Source organism: Citrobacter sp. wls717 (assembly GCF_005280955.1).
GTDB lineage: Bacteria > Pseudomonadota > Gammaproteobacteria > Enterobacterales > Enterobacteriaceae > Citrobacter > Citrobacter werkmanii.
Genome location: NZ_SZWW01000033.1, coordinates 48690 through 69290, shown reverse-complemented (window position 1 = coordinate 69290; position 20601 = coordinate 48690). Strand labels below are relative to the sequence as shown.

Sequence of the window (20601 nt, the reverse complement as noted above, 5' to 3'; positions counted from 1 at the left end):
TTAACGTACTTCCAGCGGCCAGTGGACATAGCTTTGCCACTCGCTTTCCTGATCGATGAGCTCTTTACCTAGCGGGTGATGTTCCAGCCAGCCTTCAGGCAGTATGACCGTCAAGTGCTCATCTCTTGCATCCAGCTGAATTTCCGGCACCAAATCATCGCGGCGACGGCTGGCGAAAATAATCGCCAGACGCAGCAAACGGCAAAGGTGCTCCGCGATGCGCGGTGGCACGGCGTTTTGCTGATGGAGCGAAGAGAGATCGACCGGATTGGTCTGGTTGAGTAACAACGTGGCTAACAGTTTTTTCTGCGCCGGCGTAAAACCTGGAAGATCGAGATTGCGCACCAGATAAGCCGCATGCTGTGGTGCCTGTTTAAAATCAACGCTCAACCCAATTTCATGCAGTTGGCAGGCGCTAATCAGCAGTTCGCGGCTAATTGCTTCCAGATGCCACTTATTTTCGACTTGATCGAGGAATTTCGTTGCTAACATGGCAACACGATGCGCTTGCTCTGTATCGACCATGAATCGACGCTGAATATTACGTAACGTGCGGCTGCGAATATCCTGATCCACCGCCAGATGTAGCATGCCATAGACCAGCCCTTCGCGTAATGCGCCGCCAGCAAGGGTCATGCACTGAATATTCAGTTCGGTGAAAATGGCAATCAGGATCGCCAGCCCGCTGGGGAAAACCAGCGCACGTTCCAGCGTTAAGCCTTCAATTTCCAGCTCTTCCAGACGGCCACAATGAATGGCTCGCTGCTTTAGCTGCTGAAGTTTCGCCAGCGTGATACGCTCATCCATGCCTTGCGCCATCATGATTTCCTGCAACGCCTGGACGGTACCAGAAGCACCAACGCAGACTTTCCAGCCATGAAAACGCAGTTTGTCAGCGACCGGACGCAGCACTTCGCGCGCAGCCTGCTCGGCCTGGTCGAAGTTTTCCTGCGCCAGATTACGATCGGTAAAATACCGTTCGAGCCAGGTGACGCAGCCCATTGACAGGCTAAACAAGGAAGTCGTTTGTGCGCCGGAGCCGGTAACCAGTTCAGTGCTGGCGCCGCCAATATCAACGACCAGACGCTGATCGGCCCCGCCGGTAGTGTGGGCAACACCCTGATAAATCAGTCGTGCTTCTTCTTCGCCGCTAATGACCTGGACAGGACAGCCGAGGATATCTTGCGCTTTAGCGATAAACTCATCGGCATTTACGGCGATGCGTAATGTTGCCGTGGCAACCACGCGGATTTGCGGTTGAGGAATATCCTGCAGGCGTTCAGCAAACAGGCGCAAACATTGCCAACCGCGCTCCATCGCCTCTGCGGAGAGAACGTAGTCGCTATTGAGTCCAGCGGCCAGACGCACTTTGCGTTTAATACGCGTGAGCGTCTGGATGCTTCCCGCCACCTCGCGTACGACCAGCATATGAAAACTATTGGAGCCGAGATCGATTGCCGCATACAACGAGGTAGAGTTCATACACTTCATCCTTCAACCTGTATCTGTGTTGGCTGCGTTCTCTCACCCGAATCACTTACTTTATTAAGCTCATCGGGATTCGTTTTCTTGCCGCCTTGATAAAGGCTGAATGATTTTGTGTATGGCATAACTTTTCTTAACCTGAACGACGACGATTACGCGGAGCGCCACCGGTACGACGTGGGCCATTACCTGTGCGCGGGCGCGTCAGGCGCAGCGGCTTCGGCAGATCGGTCATTAGCGCATCCGGGTTGTACTTGCTGACCGGAATCGAGTGGCCGATATAGGTCTCGATTGCAGGTAAATTCAGCGCGTATTCTTCGCAGGCCAGGCTGATAGAGTGACCGCTTGCGCCAGCACGACCTGTACGACCGATACGGTGAACGTAATCTTCACAGTCATCCGGCAGGTCATAGTTAAAGACGTGCGTTACGGCTGGGATATGCAGGCCACGCGCGGCCACGTCAGTCGCAACGAGAATGTCGAGATCGCCACGGGTGAACTCATCCAGGATACGCAGGCGTTTTTTCTGCGCCACGTCACCGGTCAACAGGCCGACGCGATGACCATCCGCAGCGAGGCTGCCCCAGATATCTTCACAACGATGCTTGGTGTTAGCAAAGACGATGGCGCGATCTGGCCACTCTTCTTCAATCAGCGTTTGCAATAAACGCATTTTTTCTTCGTTGGAAGGATAGAAGAGTTCTTCTTTAATGCGGTGACCTGTCTTCTGCTCTGGTTCGACTTCCACATACTCAGCGTTATTCATTTGTTCGAACGCCAGTTCGCGGACGCGATAAGAGAGGGTTGCAGAAAACAGCATGTTCAGACGTTGGGTGGTTGGCGGCATACGACGGAACAGCCAACGGATATCTTTAATAAAGCCCAGATCGTACATACGATCGGCTTCATCCAGCACCACGACCTGAATCGCGCCCAGGTTAATGTGGTTCTGCTTTGCATAGTCAATGAGACGACCGGTGGTGCCGATAAGAATATCGACGCCGCTTTCCAGCACTTTCAGCTGTTTGTCGTAACCGTCGCCGCCATAAGCCAGGCCTAATTTCAGACCGGTGGTCTGTGCCAGCGGCTCGGCATCAGCGTGGATTTGCACGGCTAACTCACGCGTTGGCGCCATAATTAACGCACGCGGTTGGTTCACCTTGCGATCGGCAATCGCGGGATGAGAGAGAAGATAATGAAACGTTGACGTCAGGAACGCCATCGTTTTTCCGGTACCGGTTTGCGCCTGCCCTGCAACATCACGACCTGCCAGCGTTAGCGGCAGCGCGAGGGCCTGAATGGGCGTGCAGTTATGAAACCCTTTATTTTCAAGGGCTTCTATCACCTTTGGGTGCAGGGCGAAGTCGGAAAACTTCTGTTCTGTTAAATGTGTTTTGCTCATAGTGTGGTAGAATATCAGCTTACTATTGCTTTACGAAAGCGTATCCGGTGAAATAAAGTCAACCTTTAGTTGGTTAATGCTACACCAACAGCCTACACCAACACGCCAGGCTTATTCCTGTGGAGTTATATATGAGCGATAAAATTATTCACCTGACTGACGACAGTTTTGACACGGATGTACTCAAAGCGGACGGAGCGATCCTTGTTGATTTCTGGGCAGAGTGGTGCGGTCCGTGCAAAATGATCGCTCCGATTCTGGATGAAATCGCTGACGAATATCAGGGCAAACTGACGGTTGCTAAACTGAACATTGACCAAAACCCAGGCACCGCGCCGAAGTATGGTATTCGTGGTATCCCGACCCTGCTGTTGTTTAAAAACGGCGAAGTAGCGGCGACTAAAGTCGGCGCACTGTCCAAAGGTCAGTTGAAAGAATTCCTCGACGCGAATTTGGCGTAAGGAAGTCTCATGATCGGGCGACCATACTTCGAATTGATTCGGATGACTGGACGCCCGACTTGAGTCGTGCTAAGTTAGTGTTGACTTCGTATTAAACATACCTTATTAAGTTTGAATCTGGTTATATCCCATACTTCCCGTAGTTTCTCGCGCGAGAAGTGGACAGATTCAGGGCCTTATCACTCAATCCGTCTTGTCGTTTCAGTTCTGCGTACTTTCCTGTGACCAGACAGCGAACAGACATGAGTCGATGGCCGTAAACAGGCATGGATGACCCTGCCATACCATTCACAACATTAAGTTCGAGATTTACCCCAAGTTTAAGAACTCACACCATTATGAATCTTACCGAATTAAAGAATACGCCGGTTTCTGAGCTGATCACTCTCGGCGAAAATATGGGCCTTGAAAACCTGGCTCGTATGCGCAAGCAGGACATTATTTTTGCCATCCTGAAGCAGCACGCAAAGAGTGGCGAGGATATCTTTGGTGACGGTGTGCTGGAGATATTGCAGGACGGATTTGGTTTCCTCCGCTCTGCAGACAGCTCCTACCTCGCCGGTCCTGATGACATCTACGTTTCTCCCAGCCAAATCCGCCGTTTCAACCTCCGCACTGGTGATACCATTTCTGGTAAGATTCGCCCGCCGAAAGAAGGTGAACGCTACTTTGCGCTGTTGAAAGTTAACGAAGTTAACTACGACAAACCAGAAAACGCCCGTAACAAAATCCTCTTTGAGAACTTAACCCCGCTGCACGCAAACTCTCGTCTGCGTATGGAACGTGGTAATGGTTCTACTGAAGACTTAACGGCGCGCGTACTGGATCTGGCATCGCCGATCGGTCGTGGTCAGCGCGGTCTGATCGTTGCTCCGCCGAAAGCGGGTAAAACCATGCTGCTGCAGAACATCGCGCAGAGCATTGCTTACAATCATCCAGACTGTGTGCTGATGGTGCTGCTGATTGACGAACGTCCGGAAGAAGTAACCGAGATGCAGCGTCTGGTGAAAGGTGAAGTTGTTGCGTCTACTTTTGACGAACCCGCCTCCCGTCACGTTCAGGTTGCGGAAATGGTCATCGAGAAGGCGAAGCGTCTGGTTGAACACAAGAAAGACGTTATTATTCTGCTTGACTCCATCACCCGTCTGGCGCGTGCTTATAACACCGTAGTTCCGGCTTCCGGTAAAGTTCTGACTGGTGGTGTGGACGCTAACGCCCTGCACCGTCCGAAACGTTTCTTCGGTGCTGCGCGTAACGTGGAAGAGGGCGGCAGCCTGACCATCATCGCGACTGCGCTGATCGATACCGGCTCTAAAATGGATGAAGTTATCTACGAAGAGTTTAAAGGTACCGGCAACATGGAACTGCACCTCTCTCGTAAGATTGCTGAAAAACGCGTCTTCCCGGCTATCGACTACAACCGTTCCGGTACCCGTAAAGAAGAGCTGCTCACCACTCAGGAAGAGCTGCAGAAAATGTGGATCCTGCGCAAAATTATCCATCCGATGGGTGAAATCGACGCGATGGAATTCCTCATTAATAAGCTGGCGATGACCAAGACCAACGACGACTTCTTCGATATGATGAAGCGTTCCTGATTCTGGCATCATCTGAAAACGCCACGTTTTTACGTGGCGTTTTGCTTTTACGATTCATCCTAATGTTTGGTCAGATAAAATTGTCAATATTATCGGCGTCATGGATTGTCACAATGTGCGGCATGACCTACAAGAGGTAGGAAGTGTAATGTTTTAGCTGCTCTCTTCAAGGGGGCGTCTTAACGCATTATACTTTAAGGAAATGATATATGCTGAGAACACATACACTGTGAATCTACTCGCTGCTTTCTCTGAGCTAGTTAGTATTTTTTTATTCACAACCATTTTTATTTTTTTGGCGCGAAAAGTAGCCATAAAAATAGGTTTAGTGGATAAGCCAAACTTCCGCAAACGTCACCAAGGGATTATTCCTTTAGTGGGCGGGATTTCTGTGTTTGCAGGGATCAATTTTATGTTTGGTCTTTCGGATTATTACATTCCCCATGCCTCGTTATACCTCTTTTGTGCAAGTGTGCTGGTGTTTGTTGGCGCGCTTGACGATCGTTTTGATATCAGCGTAAAAATTCGGGCAGTCGTTCAGGCGGCGATTGCTATTGTGATGATGGTAAAAGGTGAGCTTTACCTAAGTAGCCTGGGGTATATTTTTGGCCCGTGGGAGTTGTTGTTGGGTCCCTTTGGTTATTTTCTCACCCTTTTTGCCGTCTGGGCGGCGATTAACGCCTTTAATATGGTTGATGGTATTGATGGCTTGTTAGGCGGGCTATCCAGCGTCTCATTCGCCGCGATGGGGTTTATCCTGTGGTTCGATGGTCAGACAAGCCTGGCTATCTGGTGTTTTGCCATGATTGCCGCCATCCTGCCTTACATCATGCTGAATCTGGGCATTCTTGGACGCCGCTATAAAGTCTTTATGGGCGATGCGGGGAGTACGCTGATTGGCTTTACAGTCATTTGGATCCTGCTGGAGACCACACAAGGTGCAACACACCCTATTAGCCCGGTCACTGCACTGTGGATTATCGCCATTCCGTTAATGGATATGGTGGCGATTATGTATCGTCGTTTACGTAAAGGCATGAGTCCTTTCTCTGCAGATCGCCAGCATATTCATCATTTAGTGATGCGCGCAGGGTTTACTTCCCGACAGGCATTTGTTCTGATCACGCTGGCTGCAGCGATTCTGGCCTCTATCGGCGTACTGGCTGAATATTTTCGTTTAGTCCCTGAATGGGCCATGTTGGTGCTCTTTTTACTGGCATTCGGTCTTTACGGTTACTGTATTAAGCGGGCATGGAAGGTGGCGAGATTTATTAAGCGTGTTAAGCGCAGGCTGCGAAGGCACCGCGAAGGCAAACCAAACTTAACCAAGTGAATTGAGGATGCGATGACACAACCATTACCGGGGGAACACGCCGTGAGCGCAGAAAATGAACTGGATATCCGTGGGTTGTTTCGTGCCTTATGGGCAGGGAAAGTGTGGATTATTGGTATCGCGCTTGCCTTTGCGATAGTCGCTCTTGCCTATACGTTCTTTGCTCGTCAGGAGTGGAGTGCTACGGCGATTTCAGACAAGCCAACGGTTAATATGTTGGGCGGTTACTACTCTCAACAGCAGTTTTTGCGTAACCTGGATATTAAGGCCAGCCTCGCATCTGCGGACCAGCCGTCGGTAATGGACGAAGCCTATAAAGAATTCATCATGCAGCTCGCCTCCTGGGATACGCGTCGTGAATTCTGGCAGCAGACTGATTACTATAAGCAGCGTATGGTAGGTAACAGTAAAGCCGATGCGGCGATGCTGGATGAACTGATTGGTAACATCCAGTTTATGCCTGGCGATGCGTTACGTAATACCAATGACAGTGTGAAGCTGATTGCGGAGACGGCTCCTGATGCCAACAATCTACTGCGTCAGTACGTCGCCTTTGCCAGTCAGCGCGCGGCGCATCATCTGAACGAAGAGTTAAAAGGGGCCTGGGCTGCACGCACTGTGCAGATGAAGGCGCAGGTTAAACGCCAGGAAGAAGTGGCGAAATCACTATTCTCCCGCCGTGTTCACAACATTGAGCAGGCACTCAAAATTGCCGAACAGCATAACATTTCGCGTACCTCCACTGATGTTCCTGCTGATGAGTTGCCGGATTCTGAACTGTTCTTACTTGGACGTCCTATGCTGCAGGCGCGACTTGAAAACTTGCAGTCTGTTGGTCCGGACTTCGATCTGGACTACTTCCAAAACCGAGCCATGCTGAACACACTGAACGTTGGGCCAACTCTGGATCCGCGTTTTCAGACCTATCGTTATCTGCGTACGCCGGAAGAGCCAGTAAAACGTGACAGCCCTCGCCGTGCCTTCCTGATGATTATGTGGGGCATTGTTGGAGCTCTGATTGGTGCTGGCGTCGCGTTAACCCGTCGCCGCGCGATTTAGCAATACCGTTGCAGTGAGGGGCTGGGCCCTTACTGCCAATCCGAAGAGAATCGATGTGAAAGTACTGACTGTATTTGGCACGCGACCGGAGGCTATAAAAATGGCACCTCTGGTTCATGCGTTGGCAAAAGATCCTGATTTTGAGGCAAAAGTTTGCGTCACAGCGCAGCATCGGGAGATGCTCGATCAGGTGTTGAACCTCTTTTCCATAGTACCTGACTACGATCTCAATATTATGCAGCCAGGTCAGGGGCTAACAGAAATTACCTGCCGAATCCTTGAAGGGTTAAAGCCAATTCTGGCTGATTTCAAACCTGATGTGGTGCTGGTGCACGGTGATACCACGACCACTATTGCTACCAGTTTGGCTGCGTTCTATCAGCGCATCCCGGTGGGGCATGTAGAGGCGGGTTTACGTACTGGCGATCTTTACTCTCCCTGGCCGGAAGAGGCGAACCGTACGCTTACCGGGCGTCTGGCTATGTATCATTTTGCGCCGACAGAAAACTCGCGGCAGAATTTGTTACGGGAAGCTATTCCTGATAATCGTATTTTCGTCACGGGCAATACGGTTATTGATGCGTTGATCTGGGTACGCGACCGCGTACTGGCGAGTGATGCATTGCGGGCTGAACTGGCCGAACATTACCCTTTCCTCGACGCTAATAAAAAGATGATCCTGGTGACCGGTCATCGTCGGGAAAGCTTCGGTCGCGGCTTTGAAAACATTTGCCACGCGCTGGCGGAAATTGCTGCGGCTAATCAGAATGTGCAGATTGTCTATCCGGTACACCTGAATCCTAACGTCAGCGAGCCGGTCAACCGCATCCTGGGGCACGTTGAAAACGTGATTCTGATTGAACCGCAGGACTACATGCCGTTTGTCTGGCTGATGAATCACGCCTGGCTGATCCTGACCGATTCCGGCGGGATTCAGGAAGAAGCCCCATCCCTGGGGAAACCGGTGCTGGTGATGCGTGAAACAACGGAACGGCCTGAAGCTATTACCGCAGGCACTGTACGCCTGGTGGGGACTGACCCACAGCGTATTGTAGAAGAAGTCACGCGTTTGCTGCATGACGACAATGAATATCAGACCATGAGCCGTGCCCATAACCCATATGGTGACGGGCTGGCGTGTGGCCGCATTTTACACGCGTTAAAAAATAATCGGGTATCGCTATGAGTTTTACGACCATTTCTGTCATTGGGCTGGGTTATATCGGACTGCCAACGGCGGCTGCCTTTGCTTCCCGTCAAAAACATGTAATTGGCGTAGATGTAAATCAACATGCAGTGGATACCATTAATCGCGGCGAAATTCACATTGTTGAGCCCGATCTGGCCGCTGTGGTGAAAACGGCGGTCGAAAACGGATTTCTTCGTGCAACCACTACTCCCGTAGACGCTGATGCGTATCTGATTGCTGTGCCTACCCCGTTCAAGGGAGAGCATGAACCCGATATGGTCTACGTTGAAGCTGCGGCGAAGTCTCTTGCGCCAGTGCTGAAAAAAGGCGCGTTGGTGATACTTGAATCGACGTCACCTGTCGGGGCAACTGAACAGATGGCCGCATGGCTTGCAGAAATGCGGCCTGATCTGACTTTCCCGCAGCAGGTCGGTGAACAGGCCGATGTGAATATTGCGTATTGTCCGGAGCGCGTGCTGCCAGGCCAGGTCATGGTCGAACTGATTAAAAACGACCGCGTGATCGGCGGGATGACCGCCGTCTGCTCCGCGCGTGCCAGTGAGTTGTATAACATCTTCCTTGAGGGCGAATGTGTCGTGACCAACGCCCGCACCGCGGAAATGTGCAAGCTGACTGAGAATAGCTTCCGCGACGTTAATATCGCCTTTGCGAATGAATTATCGCTAATTTGCGCCGATCAGGGGATTAACGTCTGGGAACTGATTCGCCTGGCAAACCGTCATCCGCGAGTCAATATTCTGCAACCAGGACCTGGCGTTGGTGGACACTGTATCGCGGTCGATCCGTGGTTTATCGTGGCGCAGAACCCGCAGCAGGCGAAACTGATCCGTACCGCACGCGAAGTTAATGATGGTAAGCCTCATTGGGTCGTCGAGCGGGTAAAAGCCGCTGTGGCCGACTGTCTGGCAGATACCAACAAACGGGCCAGTGAAGTGAAAATCGCCTGCTTTGGTTTGGCTTTTAAACCGAATATTGATGATTTACGTGAAAGCCCGGCGATGGGAATTGCGCAGAGTATCGCGCATTGGCACAAAGGTGAAATGCTGGTGGTGGAACCGAATATCCATCAACTGCCGAAAAAACTGGACGGCATTTGCCAACTGGCGACATTGGACGATGCGCTGGCAAGCGCCGATGTGCTGGTCATGCTGGTCGACCATAATGAATTTAAAGCCATTAAAGGCGATGCGGTTCTTCAGCAGTACATCGTTGATACCAAAGGGGTCTGGCGCTAATGAAACGAATTCTGGTTACCGGTGGCGCGGGGTTTATCGGCTCGGCGGTTGTACGGCATATTATTCAAGAGACCCAGGATGCGGTGGTTGTGGTCGATAAGCTGACCTATGCCGGAAACCTGATGTCGCTGACGCCGGTTGCACAGAATGACCGTTTTGCCTTTGAGAAAGTGGATATCTGCGATCGGGCATCGCTCGACAAAGTGTTTCAACACTACCAGCCAGACTGCGTGATGCATCTGGCGGCAGAAAGCCATGTCGATCGCTCTATTGATGGTCCGGCTGCTTTTATCGAAACCAACATTGTGGGCACCTACACGCTGTTGGAAGCGGCACGCGCTTACTGGAGTGCATTGGCCAGCGAGAAAAAATCGGCGTTTCGCTTCCACCATATCTCAACTGATGAGGTGTATGGCGATCTCCATTCGACAGATGATTTCTTTACTGAAAGCACGCCTTATGCGCCGAGTAGCCCTTATTCCGCGTCGAAAGCCAGCAGCGATCATCTGGTACGCGCGTGGTTGCGAACCTATGGCCTGCCAACGCTCATTACCAACTGCTCTAACAACTATGGCCCCTACCATTTCCCGGAAAAACTCATCCCGCTGATGATCCTCAACGCATTGGCTGGGAAACCGCTGCCGGTATACGGCAATGGGCAACAGATCCGCGACTGGTTGTATGTAGAAGATCATGCCAGGGCGCTCTATTGCGTGGCGACAACGGGCGCGATTGGGGAAACCTATAATATTGGTGGTCACAATGAGCGTAAAAACCTGGACGTTGTCGAAACGGTTTGCAGCCTGTTGGAAGAGCTGGCGCCGCAAAAACCACAAGGCATTGCACAGTACCGAGACTTGATCACTTTTGTTGACGATCGCCCGGGTCATGATGTGCGGTATGCCATTGACGCGTCGAAAATTGCGCGTGAATTAGGCTGGATACCGCAGGAAACGTTTGAAAGCGGAATGCGCAAAACCGTGCAGTGGTATCTGGATAATCAGGCATGGTGGAAACCCGTGCAGGATGGCAGCTATCAGGGTGAACGTTTAGGTCTGAAGGGCTAACAGCCTGGTTTTGGCTCCCGGAGGAGACAACGCATGAAAGGTATCATTCTGGCGGGCGGTTCAGGTACTCGCCTGTATCCCATTACGCGTGGCGTATCGAAGCAGCTATTGCCCATTTACGATAAGCCGATGATTTACTACCCGCTATCAGTGCTAATGCTGGCGGGGATTCGCGAAATTCTGATTATTACCACGCCGGAAGATAAAGGTTATTTCCAGCGTTTGTTAGGCGATGGCTCTGAGTTCGGCATTGAATTGCACTATGCCGAGCAACCCAGCCCGGATGGATTAGCGCAGGCATTTATCATTGGTGAAACGTTCCTTAACGGTGAACCATCATGTCTGGTATTAGGGGATAATATCTTCTTTGGTCAGGGCTTCAGTCCAAAACTACGTCATGTAGCCGCCCGCACAGAAGGTGCGACGGTGTTTGGTTACCAGGTCATGGATCCTGAACGTTTTGGTGTTGTGGAGTTTGACGACAATTTTCGCGCTATCTCTCTGGAAGAGAAGCCGAAAGCACCGAAATCTAACTGGGCGGTAACAGGGCTCTATTTCTATGACAGTAAAGTGGTGGAATACGCAAAACGCGTGAAACCTTCTGAGCGTGGAGAACTGGAGATTACGTCGATCAACCAGATGTATCTTGATGATGGGCATCTGACGGTGGAATTGCTTGGACGTGGCTTTGCCTGGCTGGATACCGGTACGCATGACAGTCTGATCGAAGCGAGTACTTTTGTGCAGACGGTAGAAAAACGTCAGGGTTTTAAAATAGCCTGTCTGGAAGAGATCGCCTGGCGTAACGGTTGGCTGGATGATGAAGGCGTGAAACGTGCCGCCAGCTCGCTGGCTAAAACGGGCTATGGCCAATATTTGCTGGAGCTGCTCCGTGCTCGTCCGCGCCAGTATTGAGCCGCTTAGCTGGGAAAATACGTTTTTTGGCGTGAATAGCGCCATTATACGTTTTGACCAACACGCGCCGGTTCTGACGGTGGATGCGTTACGTCCCTGGTCGCGGGTACAGGCAAAAATTGCTGCCGCAAATACCCATGAATTGGATGCCTTGCAGCGGTTGGGTTTCTCACTGGTCGAAGGCGAAGTGGATTTTGTACTGCCCGTGACGTGTGCCAGCGGCAACTCTGACGCGCAGATCGCGCAAACTACGGATATCCCGGCATTACGCTGCCTGGCAGAACAGGCATTCGCGCAAAGCCGTTTTCGCGCCCCGTGGTATGCCGCAGATGCCAGTTCGCGTTTTTATGCGCAGTGGATTGAAAATGCGGTGCTGGGGACGTTCGATCATCAATGCCTCGTTTTACGCACGCCGACAGGTGAAATTCGTGGTTATGTCTCGCTGCGCGAACTGAATGCGACCGAGGCGCGAATAGGCCTACTGGCTGGGCGTGGTGCGGGTGAAGAACTAATGCTGGCTGCGCTTTGCTGGGCGCAGGCCCGCGGTAAAACAATATTGCGCGTGGCAACCCAAATGGGTAACACCGCCGCGCTTAAACGTTACATACACAGTGGTGCGAATGTGGAAAGCACCGCGTATTGGTTATACAGGTGACACGATGATTCCATTTAATGCACCGCCGGTGGTGGGAACTGAACTCGATTACATGCAGTCTGCGATGAACAGCGGCAAACTGTGTGGCGACGGCGGCTTTACCCGTCGCTGTCAGCAGTGGCTGGAGCAGCATTTTGGCAGCGAGAAAGTTCTGTTGACGCCATCTTGTACCGCATCGCTTGAGATGGCGGCATTGCTGTTGGACATTCAGCCCGGCGATGAAATCATCATGCCGAGCTACACATTTGTCTCCACGGCTAACGCATTCGTTTTACGCGGGGCGAAAATCGTCTTTGTTGATATCCGTCCGGATACCATGAACATTGACGAAACGCTGATTGAAGCGGCGATCACCGACAAAACCCGCGCTATTGTGCCGGTACATTACGCGGGCGTGGCCTGCGAAATGGATACCATTATGGCGCTGGCCAGCAAACATAACCTGTATGTGGTCGAAGATGCGGCTCAGGGCGTGATGTCGACCTACAAAGGCCGGGCGCTGGGGACAATTGGTCACATCGGCTGCTTTAGCTTCCATGAGACTAAAAACTATACCGCAGGCGGTGAAGGCGGCGCGACGCTGATCAATGATAAAAAATTAGTCGAACGTGCCGAGATTATTCGTGAAAAAGGGACAAACCGTAGTCAATTTTTCCGTGGCCAGGTAGATAAGTATACCTGGCGCGATATCGGCTCCAGCTATCTGATGTCCGATCTGCAGGCTGCCTATTTGTGGGCGCAACTGGAAGCGGCCGACCGTATTAACCAGCAGCGTCTGGCGCTGTGGCAGAATTACTATGATGCCCTCGAACCGCTGGCGCGTGCCGGACGTATTGAGCTGCCTGCTGTCCCGGAAAACTGCGTGCAGAATGCCCATATGTTTTATATCAAGCTGCGCGATATCGACGATCGCACCGCGTTGATTAATTTCCTCAAAGAAGCCGAAATTATGGCGGTGTTCCACTATATTCCGCTGCATGATTGCCCGGCTGGCGATAAATTTGGCGAGTTTGCCGGTGTTGATCGTTACACCACCAAAGAGAGCGAGCGTCTGCTGCGTTTACCGCTGTTCTATAACCTGTCACCGGTTAACCAGCGAACGGTAATTTCGACCTTACTCAATTACTTCTCCTGATATGTCGCTTGCTAAAGCGTCCTTATGGACGGCGGCCAGTACGCTGGTAAAAATTGGGGCGGGTTTGCTGGTGGTGAAACTATTGGCCGTCTCCTTTGGCCCGGCAGGTGTGGGCCAGGCGGGTAATTTTCGCCAAATGGTCACCGTGCTGGGCGTGTTGGCGGGGGCTGGCATTTTCAACGGTGTCACGAAATACGTTGCGCAGCACCATGACGATCCGGCCCGGCTCCGTAAGGTGGTCGGTACATCTTCCGCAATGGTGCTGGGATTCTCTACGCTGATGGCGGCGGTTTTTCTGCTGGCGGCCGCGCCGATCAGTCAGGGGTTGTTTGGCCATACGCATTATCAGGGGCTGGTTCGACTGGTTGCGCTGGTGCAGATGGGCATCGCCTGGGCTAACCTGCTGCTGGCGCTGATGAAAGGCTTCCGCGATGCGGCAGGCAACGCGCTGTCGCTGATTGTGGGTAGCCTGGTTGGCGTAGTGGCTTACTATGGCTGCTATCGCCTGGGGGGCTATGAAGGCGCCTTGCTGGGCCTGGCTCTGGTGCCTGCGCTGGTCGTTATCCCTGCCATTATTATGCTGCTTAAGCGTGGAACTATTCCGCTGCATTACCTGAAGCCCTCGTGGGACAATGGTCTGGCAGGGCAGTTAAGCAAGTTTACGCTGATGGCGCTGATTACCTCTGTAACGCTGCCTGTGGCATACGTGATGATGCGAAACCTGCTGGCGGCACAGTACAGCTGGGATGATGTGGGGATCTGGCAGGGGGTCAGCAGTATCTCCGATGCGTATCTGCAATTTATTACCGCCTCATTCAGCGTTTACTTGCTGCCGACGTTGTCGCGGCTGACAGAAAAGCATGACATTACCCGCGAGGTCATTAAGTCGCTGAAGTTCGTGCTGCCGGCGGTTGCCGCCGCGAGCTTTACGGTTTGGCTATTGCGTGATTTTGCGATCTGGCTGCTCTTTTCCGCAAAATTTACCGCCATGCGCGACCTGTTTGCCTGGCAACTGGTCGGCGATGTACTGAAAGTTGGCGCCTACGTTTTTGGGTATCTGGTGATCGCGAAAGCGTCGCTGCGGTTTTATATTTTGGCTGAAATTAGCCAGTTCATGTTATTGACGGCGTTTGCCCACTGGCTGATCCCGGCACATGGTGCTCTGGGCGCAGCGCAGGCGTATATGGCAACATACATCGTCTATTTTTCTCTTTGTTGTGGCGTGTTTTTACTCTGGCGTAGGCGGGCATGACTGTACTGATTCACGTTCTGGGATCGGATATCCCTCACCATAACCACACCGTGCTGCGGTTTTTTAACGATTCGCTGGCTGCGACGAGCGAGCATGCGCGCACGTTTATGGTTGCAGGCCAGGATGCTGGGTTCAGTGAGAGCTGCCCGGCGTTATCGCTGAGTTTCTACGACGGAAAAAAGGCGCTGGCCCAGGCGGTTATTGCGAAGGCGAAAGCGGATCGCCAACAGCGCTTCTTCTTTCATGGTCAGTTCAACACCAGCCTGTGGCTGGCGCTGCTGAGTGGGGGAATTAAACCGGAGCAGTTTTACTGGCACATCTGGGGCGCGGATTTATATGAAGTTTCCAGTGGGCTGAAATTCCGCCTGTTTTACCCGATTCGTCGCATGGCGCAGAATCGCGTGGGCTGCGTGTTTGCTACGCGAGGCGATTTACGTTATTTCGCCGGGCAGCATCCGCACGTTCGCGGCGAACTGCTCTATTTCCCAACGCGGATGGATCCCTCGCTCAATAATATGAGCAGTGAAAGCCAGCGCAGCGGTAAGATGACGGTGTTGGTTGGCAACTCTGGCGATCGCAGCAATGAGCATATTGCCGCGCTACGTGCTGTTCGCCAGCAGTTTGGTGACACGGTGAATGTGATAGTGCCGATGGGGTATCCTGCCAATAATACGGCCTATATCGACGAGGTTCGTCAGGCGGGTCTGGCATTATTTAGCGCTGATAATTTGCAAATATTGAGTGAAAAACTGGAGTTTGATGCCTATCTGGCACTATTGCGTCAGTGCGATCTGGGCTACTTTATTTTTGCTCGTCAGCAAGGGATCGGCACCTTATGTTTGTTGATCCAGGCCGGTATCCCGTGCGTGCTCAACCGTGAAAATCCTTTCTGGCAGGATATGGCAGAGCAAAATATCCCGGTTCTGTTTACGACAGATCAACTCAATGAAGGTCTCGTACGCGAAGCGCAGCGGCAACTGGCGTTGGTAGATAAAAATACGATCACCTTCTTTAGTCCGAATTATCTGCAGCCGTGGCATAACGCGCTGCGCATTGCTTCAGGAGAAACTAAATGAGCCTGATGCAATTCAGCGGGCTGCTGGTGGTCTGGCTGCTCTCCACTTTGTTTATCGCCACGCTGACCTGGTTTGAATTTCGCCGCGTGCGTTTTAACTTCAACGTCTTTTTCTCGTTGCTGTTTTTGCTAACGTTCTTCTTCGGATTCCCGCTGACCAGCATCCTGGTGTTTCGTTTTGATGTGGCGGTAGCGCCCCCGGAGATCCTGCTGCAGGCTTTGCTGTCAGCCGCTTGCTTCTATGCCGTTTACTACGTGACGTATAAAACGCGTTTACGTAAGCGCGTAGAGGATAAGCCGCGCAGGCCGCTATTTACCATTAATCGCGTTGAAGCCCATTTAACCTGGGTTATTCTGATGGCGATTGCGTTGGTGAGCGTGGGCGTCTTCTTTATGCACAATGGGTTCCTGCTGTTCAGACTGCAATCCTACAGCCAGATTTTTTCCAGTGAAGTCTCTGGCGTGGCGTTAAAGCGCTTCTTCTACTTCTTCATTCCGGCGATGCTGGTGGTCTACTTTCTGCGTCAGGACAGCAAAGCGTGGCTGTTCTTCCTGGTAAGCACCGTCGCGTTTGGCTTGTTGACCTATATGATTGTCGGCGGAACGCGCGCCAATATTATTATCGCGTTTGCCATCTTCCTGTTTATCGGCATTATTCGCGGTTGGATTTCGCTGTGGATGCTGGCCGCAGCAGGCGTGTTGGGCATCGTCGGTATGTTCTGGCTGGCGCTGAAACGCTACGGGATGAACGTGAGCGGTGACGAGGCGTTCTATACCTTCCTGTACCTGACGCGTGATACTTTCTCGCCGTGGGAAAACCTGGCGCTGTTGCTGCAGAACTACCACAATATTGAGTTCCAGGGGCTGGCGCCGATCGTCCGTGATTTCTACGTCTTTATCCCCACCTGGCTGTGGCCTGGGCGGCCGAGTATCGTTCTCAACTCCGCGAACTACTTTACCTGGGAAGTGTTGAACAACCACTCGGGGCTGGCGATTTCACCCACGTTAATTGGTTCGCTGGTGGTGATGGGCGGGGCGCTGTTTATACCGTTAGGCGCGATTGTCGTCGGGTTAATCATTAAATGGTTCGACTGGCTATATGAATTAGGTAACCGCGAAACCAATCGCTACAAGGCGGCCATTTTGCACAGTTTCTGTTTTGGCGCCATTTTCAATATGATCGTTTTGGCACGTGAAGGACTGGATTCGTTTGTCTCGCGAGTGGTCTTTTTCCTCGTGATTTTTGGCGTTTGTCTGCTGGTGGCAAAACTGCTGTTCTGGCTATTCGATAGCGCGGGACTTATCCATAAACGAATTAAATCGCTGCCCCGGACACAGATTGAAGGATCGTAATGACGGATAACACAACTGCGCCACTCTATTCGCTGCGCGGACTACAACTGATTGGCTGGCGCGATATGCAACACGCGCTAAATTACCTGTTTGCCGAAGGACGCCTCAGGCCTGGGACGCTGGTGGCTATCAATGCCGAGAAAATGCTGACGGCAGAAGATAACCCTGAAGTACGGGATCTGATTAACGCCGCTGAGTTCAAATATGCGGATGGTATTAGCGTGGTGCGTTCGGTGCGTAAAAAATTCCCGCAGGCTCAGATTTCACGCGTAGCGGGGGCCGATCTCTGGGAAGCGCTAATGGCGAGAGCCGGGCAGGAGGGAACGCCGGTTTTCCTGATTGGCGGCAAGCCTGAGGTTCTGGCGCAAACCGAAGCCAAATTGCGTGCGCAGTGGCATGTGAACATTGTGGGTAGCCAGGACGGTTATTTTACGCCGGAGCAGCGTCAGGCATTGTTTGAACGTATCCACGCCAGCGGTGCGCAAATTGTGACGGTAGCGATGGGATCGCCGAAACAAGAAATTTTTATGCGTGATTGCCGGAAGATCCACCCTGAAGCGCTGTATATGGGGGTAGGGGGGACCTACGACGTCTTTACCGGTCACGTTAAGCGTGCGCCTAAACTCTGGCAAAATCTGGGGCTGGAGTGGCTGTATCGCTTACTGTCACAGCCGAGCCGTATCACCCGTCAACTTCGTTTGTTGCGCTATCTCCGCTGGCACTATACCGGCAACCTCTGATGCTCTCTCCTCTGATAAGTAGCGTGATCTGCTAATCACGCTACTTATTCACAACATAATCGCTGCTTTCTCGCACAATCTATTCATTTTTTGAATGCTTTAATTGCCATTTAAGCGATTTTAGGAAACCATTCGCAACAATCATTACAGTGCCGTGGTGTTTTTGGCGTCAACCGTTAAGCGGTCGGTGCCGTATGGCCTGTTATGGAATAACAAGATGTACCCATAACGAGAACCGGTAATACCGGACAGCATGCAAACACATCAAGAGGATTTATGGCCGAGAACAAACCTGAGCTACAGCGTGGGCTGGAGGCTCGTCACATCGAATTAATTGCCCTTGGAGGCACTATTGGCGTCGGACTGTTTATGGGCGCCGCCAGTACCCTGAAATGGGCGGGGCCTTCGGTACTGCTGGCGTATATCGTCGCGGGGCTGTTCGTCTTTTTCATTATGCGTTCCATGGGGGAGATGTTATTCCTCGAGCCGGTTGCCGGTTCATTCGCGGTTTACGCGCACCGTTACATGAGCCCCTTCTTTGGCTATCTCACCGCCTGGTCATACTGGTTTATGTGGATGGCGGTAGGGATATCAGAGATTACCGCCATCGGGGTGTACGTACAGTTCTGGTTCCCGGAAATGGCGCAATGGATACCTGCCCTGATTGCTGTCGGGCTGGTTGCGCTGGCAAACCTCGCCGCGGTTCGCCTGTATGGTGAAATTGAATTCTGGTTTGCCATGATCAAAGTGACCACCATCATTGTGATGATCGTTATTGGGTTAGGGGTCATTTTCTTCGGCTTTGGCAATGGCGGTCAGGCGATTGGCTTTGGCAACCTGACCGACCACGGCGGCTTCTTTGCCGGCGGCTGGAAGGGTTTTCTGACGGCATTGTGTATTGTCGTGGCTTCCTACCAGGGCGTAGAGCTGATCGGCATTACTGCGGGTGAGGCGAAGAACCCCCAGGTCACGCTGCGTAGCGCGGTGGGGAAGGTGCTGTGGCGTATCCTGATTTTCTACGTCGGCGCGATCTTTGTTATCGTCACTATTTTCCCGTGGAACGAGATCGGCAGCAACGGCAGCCCGTTTGTTCTCACCTTTGCCAAGATTGGTATTACCGCCGCGGCAGGGATTATTAACTTTGTGGTCCTGACGGCGGCACTGTCTGGCTGTAACAGCGGCATGTACAGCTGCGGGCGTATGCTCTACGCGCTGGCAAAGAATCGCCAGCTACCAGCCGCTGTTGGAAAAGTCTCTCGCCATGGCGTGCCGGTTGCCGGTGTAGCGATTTCTATCGCGATCCTGCTGATTGGTTCGTGCCTGAACTACATCATTCCCAATCCGCAACGGGTGTTCGTTTATGTCTATAGTGCCAGTGTGTTGCCGGGGATGGTGCCGTGGTTTGTGATCCTGATAAGCCAGCTGCGTTTCCGTCAGGCGCATAAAGCGGCGATCGCCAGTCATCCTTTCCGCTCGATTCTGTTCCCGTGGGCGAATTATTTGACGATGGCGTTCCTGGTTTGCGTATTAATCGGTATGTACTTTAATGAAGATACCCGAATGTCGCTGTTTGTTGGGATTATCTTCTTACTGGCTGTGACGCTCATTTATAAGGTTTTTGGTCTGAATCGTCATGGCACAGCCCATAAATTGCGGGAATAAGCGACAAAACGCACAAACCATGACCAAACGATAATTTATTTTAAAAAAGCACTAGACAGAAGACCGAGACCTCCGTAATATCCAGCCCCGCAACGGCGCTAAGCGCCCGTAGCTCAGCTGGATAGAGCGCTGCCCTCCGGAGGCAGAGGTCTCAGGTTCGAATCCTGTCGGGCGCACCATTTAGTTAGGTGCCGGAGCTGCGGTGGTTTTAATACCGCGTAAAAGATTTGCAGTGGTGGCTATAGCTCAGTTGGTAGAGCCCTGGATTGTGATTCCAGTTGTCGTGGGTTCGAATCCCATTAGCCACCCCATTAATTTAAAGTTGTGAAATGCGAAGGTGGCGGAATTGGTAGACGCGCTAGCTTCAGGTGTTAGTGTCCTTAGGATGTGGGGGTTCGAGTCCCCCCCCTCGCACCACGACTTAAAGAATTGAACTAAAAATTCAAAAAGCAGTAAAACGGCGAGTAGCGCAGCTTGGTAGCGCAACTGGTTTGGGACCAGTGGGTCGGAGGTTCGAATCCTCTCTCGCCGACCAATTTTGAACCCCGCTTCGGCGGGGTTTTTTGTTTTCTGATTTTCCCTCCTCAGCCTTTATTCTCGCGAATTACCTGATGTCTTAAAAAGTTCGAATCCATAGTTTTTGCAGTGCAATCGTGGCATGCGTTGTGCAATAATATACGGGTAGATGCTCATTCCATCTCTTATGTTCGCCATCAGGCCTCATAAACTCAGGAATGATGCAGAGCCGTTTACGGTGCTTATCGTCCACAGACAGATGTCGCTCATGCCTCATCAAACACCATGGACATAACGTTGAGTGAAGCACCCATTATGTTGTCATACAGACCTGTTTAACGCCTGCTCCTTACCGAGCGGGCGTTTTTTTATGCATATACACGTCATCCTTCAAGCTGCCTCTTTGTTGGCTACGTCTGCTCACCCCAGTCACTTACTTATGTAAGCT

18 protein-coding genes and 4 tRNA genes are annotated in these 20601 nt (G+C 51.9%); 20 read left to right on the top strand and 2 right to left on the bottom strand.

Annotated elements, in window-relative coordinates:
- Together gppA and rhlB are read right to left on the bottom strand one after the other, a co-directional pair.
- On the bottom strand, nt 1-1482 hold the full coding sequence (gppA, locus tag FDX09_RS18000; protein WP_038634581.1) for a guanosine-5'-triphosphate,3'-diphosphate diphosphatase: 1482 nt from the start codon (nt 1480-1482) through the stop codon (nt 1-3).
- A gap of 136 nt (nt 1483-1618) precedes the next feature.
- The gene (gene rhlB / locus FDX09_RS17995; protein ID WP_003829013.1) at nt 1619-2887 is read right to left on the bottom strand and encodes an ATP-dependent RNA helicase RhlB; all 1269 of its coding nucleotides are present in this window, start codon (nt 2885-2887) and stop codon (nt 1619-1621) included.
- A gap of 131 nt (nt 2888-3018) precedes the next feature.
- Here rhlB and trxA point away from each other — a divergent pair, with 131 nt between their 5' ends.
- The 20 genes from trxA to FDX09_RS17895 all read left to right on the top strand — a co-directional run bounded on the left by trxA (nt 3019) and on the right by FDX09_RS17895 (nt 20172).
- Nucleotides 3019-3348: a thioredoxin TrxA gene (trxA, locus tag FDX09_RS17990; protein ID WP_001280776.1), complete on the top strand. Its 330-nt coding sequence runs from the start codon at nt 3019-3021 to the stop codon at nt 3346-3348.
- A 158-nt stretch (nt 3349-3506) separates the two neighbouring features.
- A complete protein-coding gene (locus tag FDX09_RS17985; RefSeq protein ID WP_110496374.1) occupies nt 3507-3608 on the top strand; it encodes a rho operon leader peptide in 102 nt (33 codons plus the stop codon).
- 78 nt (nt 3609-3686) lie between these two features.
- Nucleotides 3687-4946, top strand: a complete 1260-nt coding sequence (gene rho, locus FDX09_RS17980; protein ID WP_002437993.1) for a transcription termination factor Rho — start codon at nt 3687-3689, stop codon at nt 4944-4946.
- Nucleotides 4947-5175: 229 nt separating this feature from the next.
- Nucleotides 5176-6279, top strand: coding sequence for a UDP-N-acetylglucosamine--undecaprenyl-phosphate N-acetylglucosaminephosphotransferase (gene wecA, locus FDX09_RS17975; protein ID WP_085049767.1), 1104 nt, complete (start codon nt 5176-5178; stop codon nt 6277-6279).
- 12 nt (nt 6280-6291) lie between these two features.
- On the top strand, nt 6292-7338 hold the full coding sequence (gene wzzE, locus FDX09_RS17970) for an ECA polysaccharide chain length modulation protein (RefSeq protein WP_085049768.1): 1047 nt from the start codon (nt 6292-6294) through the stop codon (nt 7336-7338).
- A gap of 55 nt (nt 7339-7393) precedes the next feature.
- Nucleotides 7394-8524 carry a UDP-N-acetylglucosamine 2-epimerase (non-hydrolyzing) gene (gene wecB / locus FDX09_RS17965; RefSeq protein ID WP_085049769.1) on the top strand — a complete coding sequence of 377 codons (1131 nt, stop codon included), beginning with the start codon at nt 7394-7396 and terminating at the stop codon, nt 8522-8524.
- Nucleotides 8521-9783 (top strand): UDP-N-acetyl-D-mannosamine dehydrogenase, encoded by a 1263-nt coding sequence (wecC, locus tag FDX09_RS17960; RefSeq protein WP_137347643.1) that lies wholly within the window; start codon nt 8521-8523, stop codon nt 9781-9783. Before wecB ends, wecC begins: the two co-directional genes overlap by 4 nt.
- Nucleotides 9783-10850, top strand: a complete 1068-nt coding sequence (gene rffG / locus FDX09_RS17955; RefSeq protein WP_137347642.1) for a dTDP-glucose 4,6-dehydratase — start codon at nt 9783-9785, stop codon at nt 10848-10850. Before wecC ends, rffG begins: the two co-directional genes overlap by 1 nt.
- A gap of 33 nt (nt 10851-10883) precedes the next feature.
- The gene (rfbA, locus tag FDX09_RS17950) at nt 10884-11765 is read left to right on the top strand and encodes a glucose-1-phosphate thymidylyltransferase RfbA (RefSeq protein WP_038634554.1); all 882 of its coding nucleotides are present in this window, start codon (nt 10884-10886) and stop codon (nt 11763-11765) included.
- Nucleotides 11743-12420 carry a dTDP-4-amino-4,6-dideoxy-D-galactose acyltransferase gene (rffC, locus tag FDX09_RS17945; protein WP_038634550.1) on the top strand — a complete coding sequence of 226 codons (678 nt, stop codon included), beginning with the start codon at nt 11743-11745 and terminating at the stop codon, nt 12418-12420. Before rfbA ends, rffC begins: the two co-directional genes overlap by 23 nt.
- A 4-nt stretch (nt 12421-12424) precedes the next feature.
- Nucleotides 12425-13555, top strand: coding sequence for a dTDP-4-amino-4,6-dideoxygalactose transaminase (gene rffA / locus FDX09_RS17940; RefSeq protein WP_069325091.1), 1131 nt, complete (start codon nt 12425-12427; stop codon nt 13553-13555).
- 1 nt (nt 13556) lies between these two features.
- Nucleotides 13557-14807 (top strand): lipid III flippase WzxE, encoded by a 1251-nt coding sequence (wzxE, locus tag FDX09_RS17935; RefSeq protein ID WP_038634544.1) that lies wholly within the window; start codon nt 13557-13559, stop codon nt 14805-14807.
- Complete coding sequence (locus tag FDX09_RS17930; protein ID WP_137347641.1) at nt 14804-15883, top strand: TDP-N-acetylfucosamine:lipid II N-acetylfucosaminyltransferase; 1080 nt, start codon at nt 14804-14806, stop codon at nt 15881-15883. Before wzxE ends, FDX09_RS17930 begins: the two co-directional genes overlap by 4 nt.
- A complete protein-coding gene (gene wzyE / locus FDX09_RS17925) occupies nt 15880-17235 on the top strand; it encodes an ECA oligosaccharide polymerase (RefSeq protein ID WP_038634539.1) in 1356 nt (451 codons plus the stop codon). The genes FDX09_RS17930 and wzyE overlap by 4 nt, the downstream gene beginning before the upstream one ends.
- Nucleotides 17235-17975 carry a lipopolysaccharide N-acetylmannosaminouronosyltransferase gene (wecG, locus tag FDX09_RS17920; RefSeq protein ID WP_069325088.1) on the top strand — a complete coding sequence of 247 codons (741 nt, stop codon included), beginning with the start codon at nt 17235-17237 and terminating at the stop codon, nt 17973-17975. The genes wzyE and wecG overlap by 1 nt, the downstream gene beginning before the upstream one ends.
- A 276-nt stretch (nt 17976-18251) precedes the next feature.
- On the top strand, nt 18252-19637 hold the full coding sequence (locus tag FDX09_RS17915; RefSeq protein WP_137347640.1) for an amino acid permease: 1386 nt from the start codon (nt 18252-18254) through the stop codon (nt 19635-19637).
- 102 nt (nt 19638-19739) lie between these two features.
- Nucleotides 19740-19816 (top strand) — tRNA-Arg (locus tag FDX09_RS17910).
- Nucleotides 19817-19872: 56 nt separating this feature from the next.
- Nucleotides 19873-19948: transfer RNA gene (locus tag FDX09_RS17905), tRNA-His, on the top strand.
- A gap of 20 nt (nt 19949-19968) precedes the next feature.
- A tRNA-Leu gene (locus FDX09_RS17900) sits at nt 19969-20054 on the top strand.
- A gap of 41 nt (nt 20055-20095) precedes the next feature.
- Nucleotides 20096-20172, top strand: a tRNA-Pro gene (locus tag FDX09_RS17895).
- Nucleotides 20173-20601: the final 429 nt, after the last annotated feature.

What these genes read in the sequence shown, in the direction of transcription:
- gppA (WP_038634581.1), bottom strand. Translation starts at nt 1,482, where the DNA reads ATGAACTCTACCTCGTTGTATGCGGCAATCGATCTCGGCTCCAATAGT.
- rhlB (WP_003829013.1), bottom strand. Translation starts at nt 2,887, where the DNA reads ATGAGCAAAACACATTTAACAGAACAGAAGTTTTCCGACTTCGCCCTG.
- trxA (WP_001280776.1), top strand. Translation starts at nt 3,019, where the DNA reads ATGAGCGATAAAATTATTCACCTGACTGACGACAGTTTTGACACGGAT.
- rho (WP_002437993.1), top strand. Translation starts at nt 3,687, where the DNA reads ATGAATCTTACCGAATTAAAGAATACGCCGGTTTCTGAGCTGATCACT.
- wzzE (WP_085049768.1), top strand. Translation starts at nt 6,292, where the DNA reads ATGACACAACCATTACCGGGGGAACACGCCGTGAGCGCAGAAAATGAA.
- wecC (WP_137347643.1), top strand. Translation starts at nt 8,521, where the DNA reads ATGAGTTTTACGACCATTTCTGTCATTGGGCTGGGTTATATCGGACTG.
- rffG (WP_137347642.1), top strand. Translation starts at nt 9,783, where the DNA reads ATGAAACGAATTCTGGTTACCGGTGGCGCGGGGTTTATCGGCTCGGCG.
- rfbA (WP_038634554.1), top strand. Translation starts at nt 10,884, where the DNA reads ATGAAAGGTATCATTCTGGCGGGCGGTTCAGGTACTCGCCTGTATCCC.
- rffA (WP_069325091.1), top strand. Translation starts at nt 12,425, where the DNA reads ATGATTCCATTTAATGCACCGCCGGTGGTGGGAACTGAACTCGATTAC.
- wzxE (WP_038634544.1), top strand. Translation starts at nt 13,557, where the DNA reads ATGTCGCTTGCTAAAGCGTCCTTATGGACGGCGGCCAGTACGCTGGTA.
- FDX09_RS17930 (WP_137347641.1), top strand. Translation starts at nt 14,804, where the DNA reads ATGACTGTACTGATTCACGTTCTGGGATCGGATATCCCTCACCATAAC.
- wzyE (WP_038634539.1), top strand. Translation starts at nt 15,880, where the DNA reads ATGAGCCTGATGCAATTCAGCGGGCTGCTGGTGGTCTGGCTGCTCTCC.
- wecG (WP_069325088.1), top strand. Translation starts at nt 17,235, where the DNA reads ATGACGGATAACACAACTGCGCCACTCTATTCGCTGCGCGGACTACAA.
- FDX09_RS17915 (WP_137347640.1), top strand. Translation starts at nt 18,252, where the DNA reads ATGGCCGAGAACAAACCTGAGCTACAGCGTGGGCTGGAGGCTCGTCAC.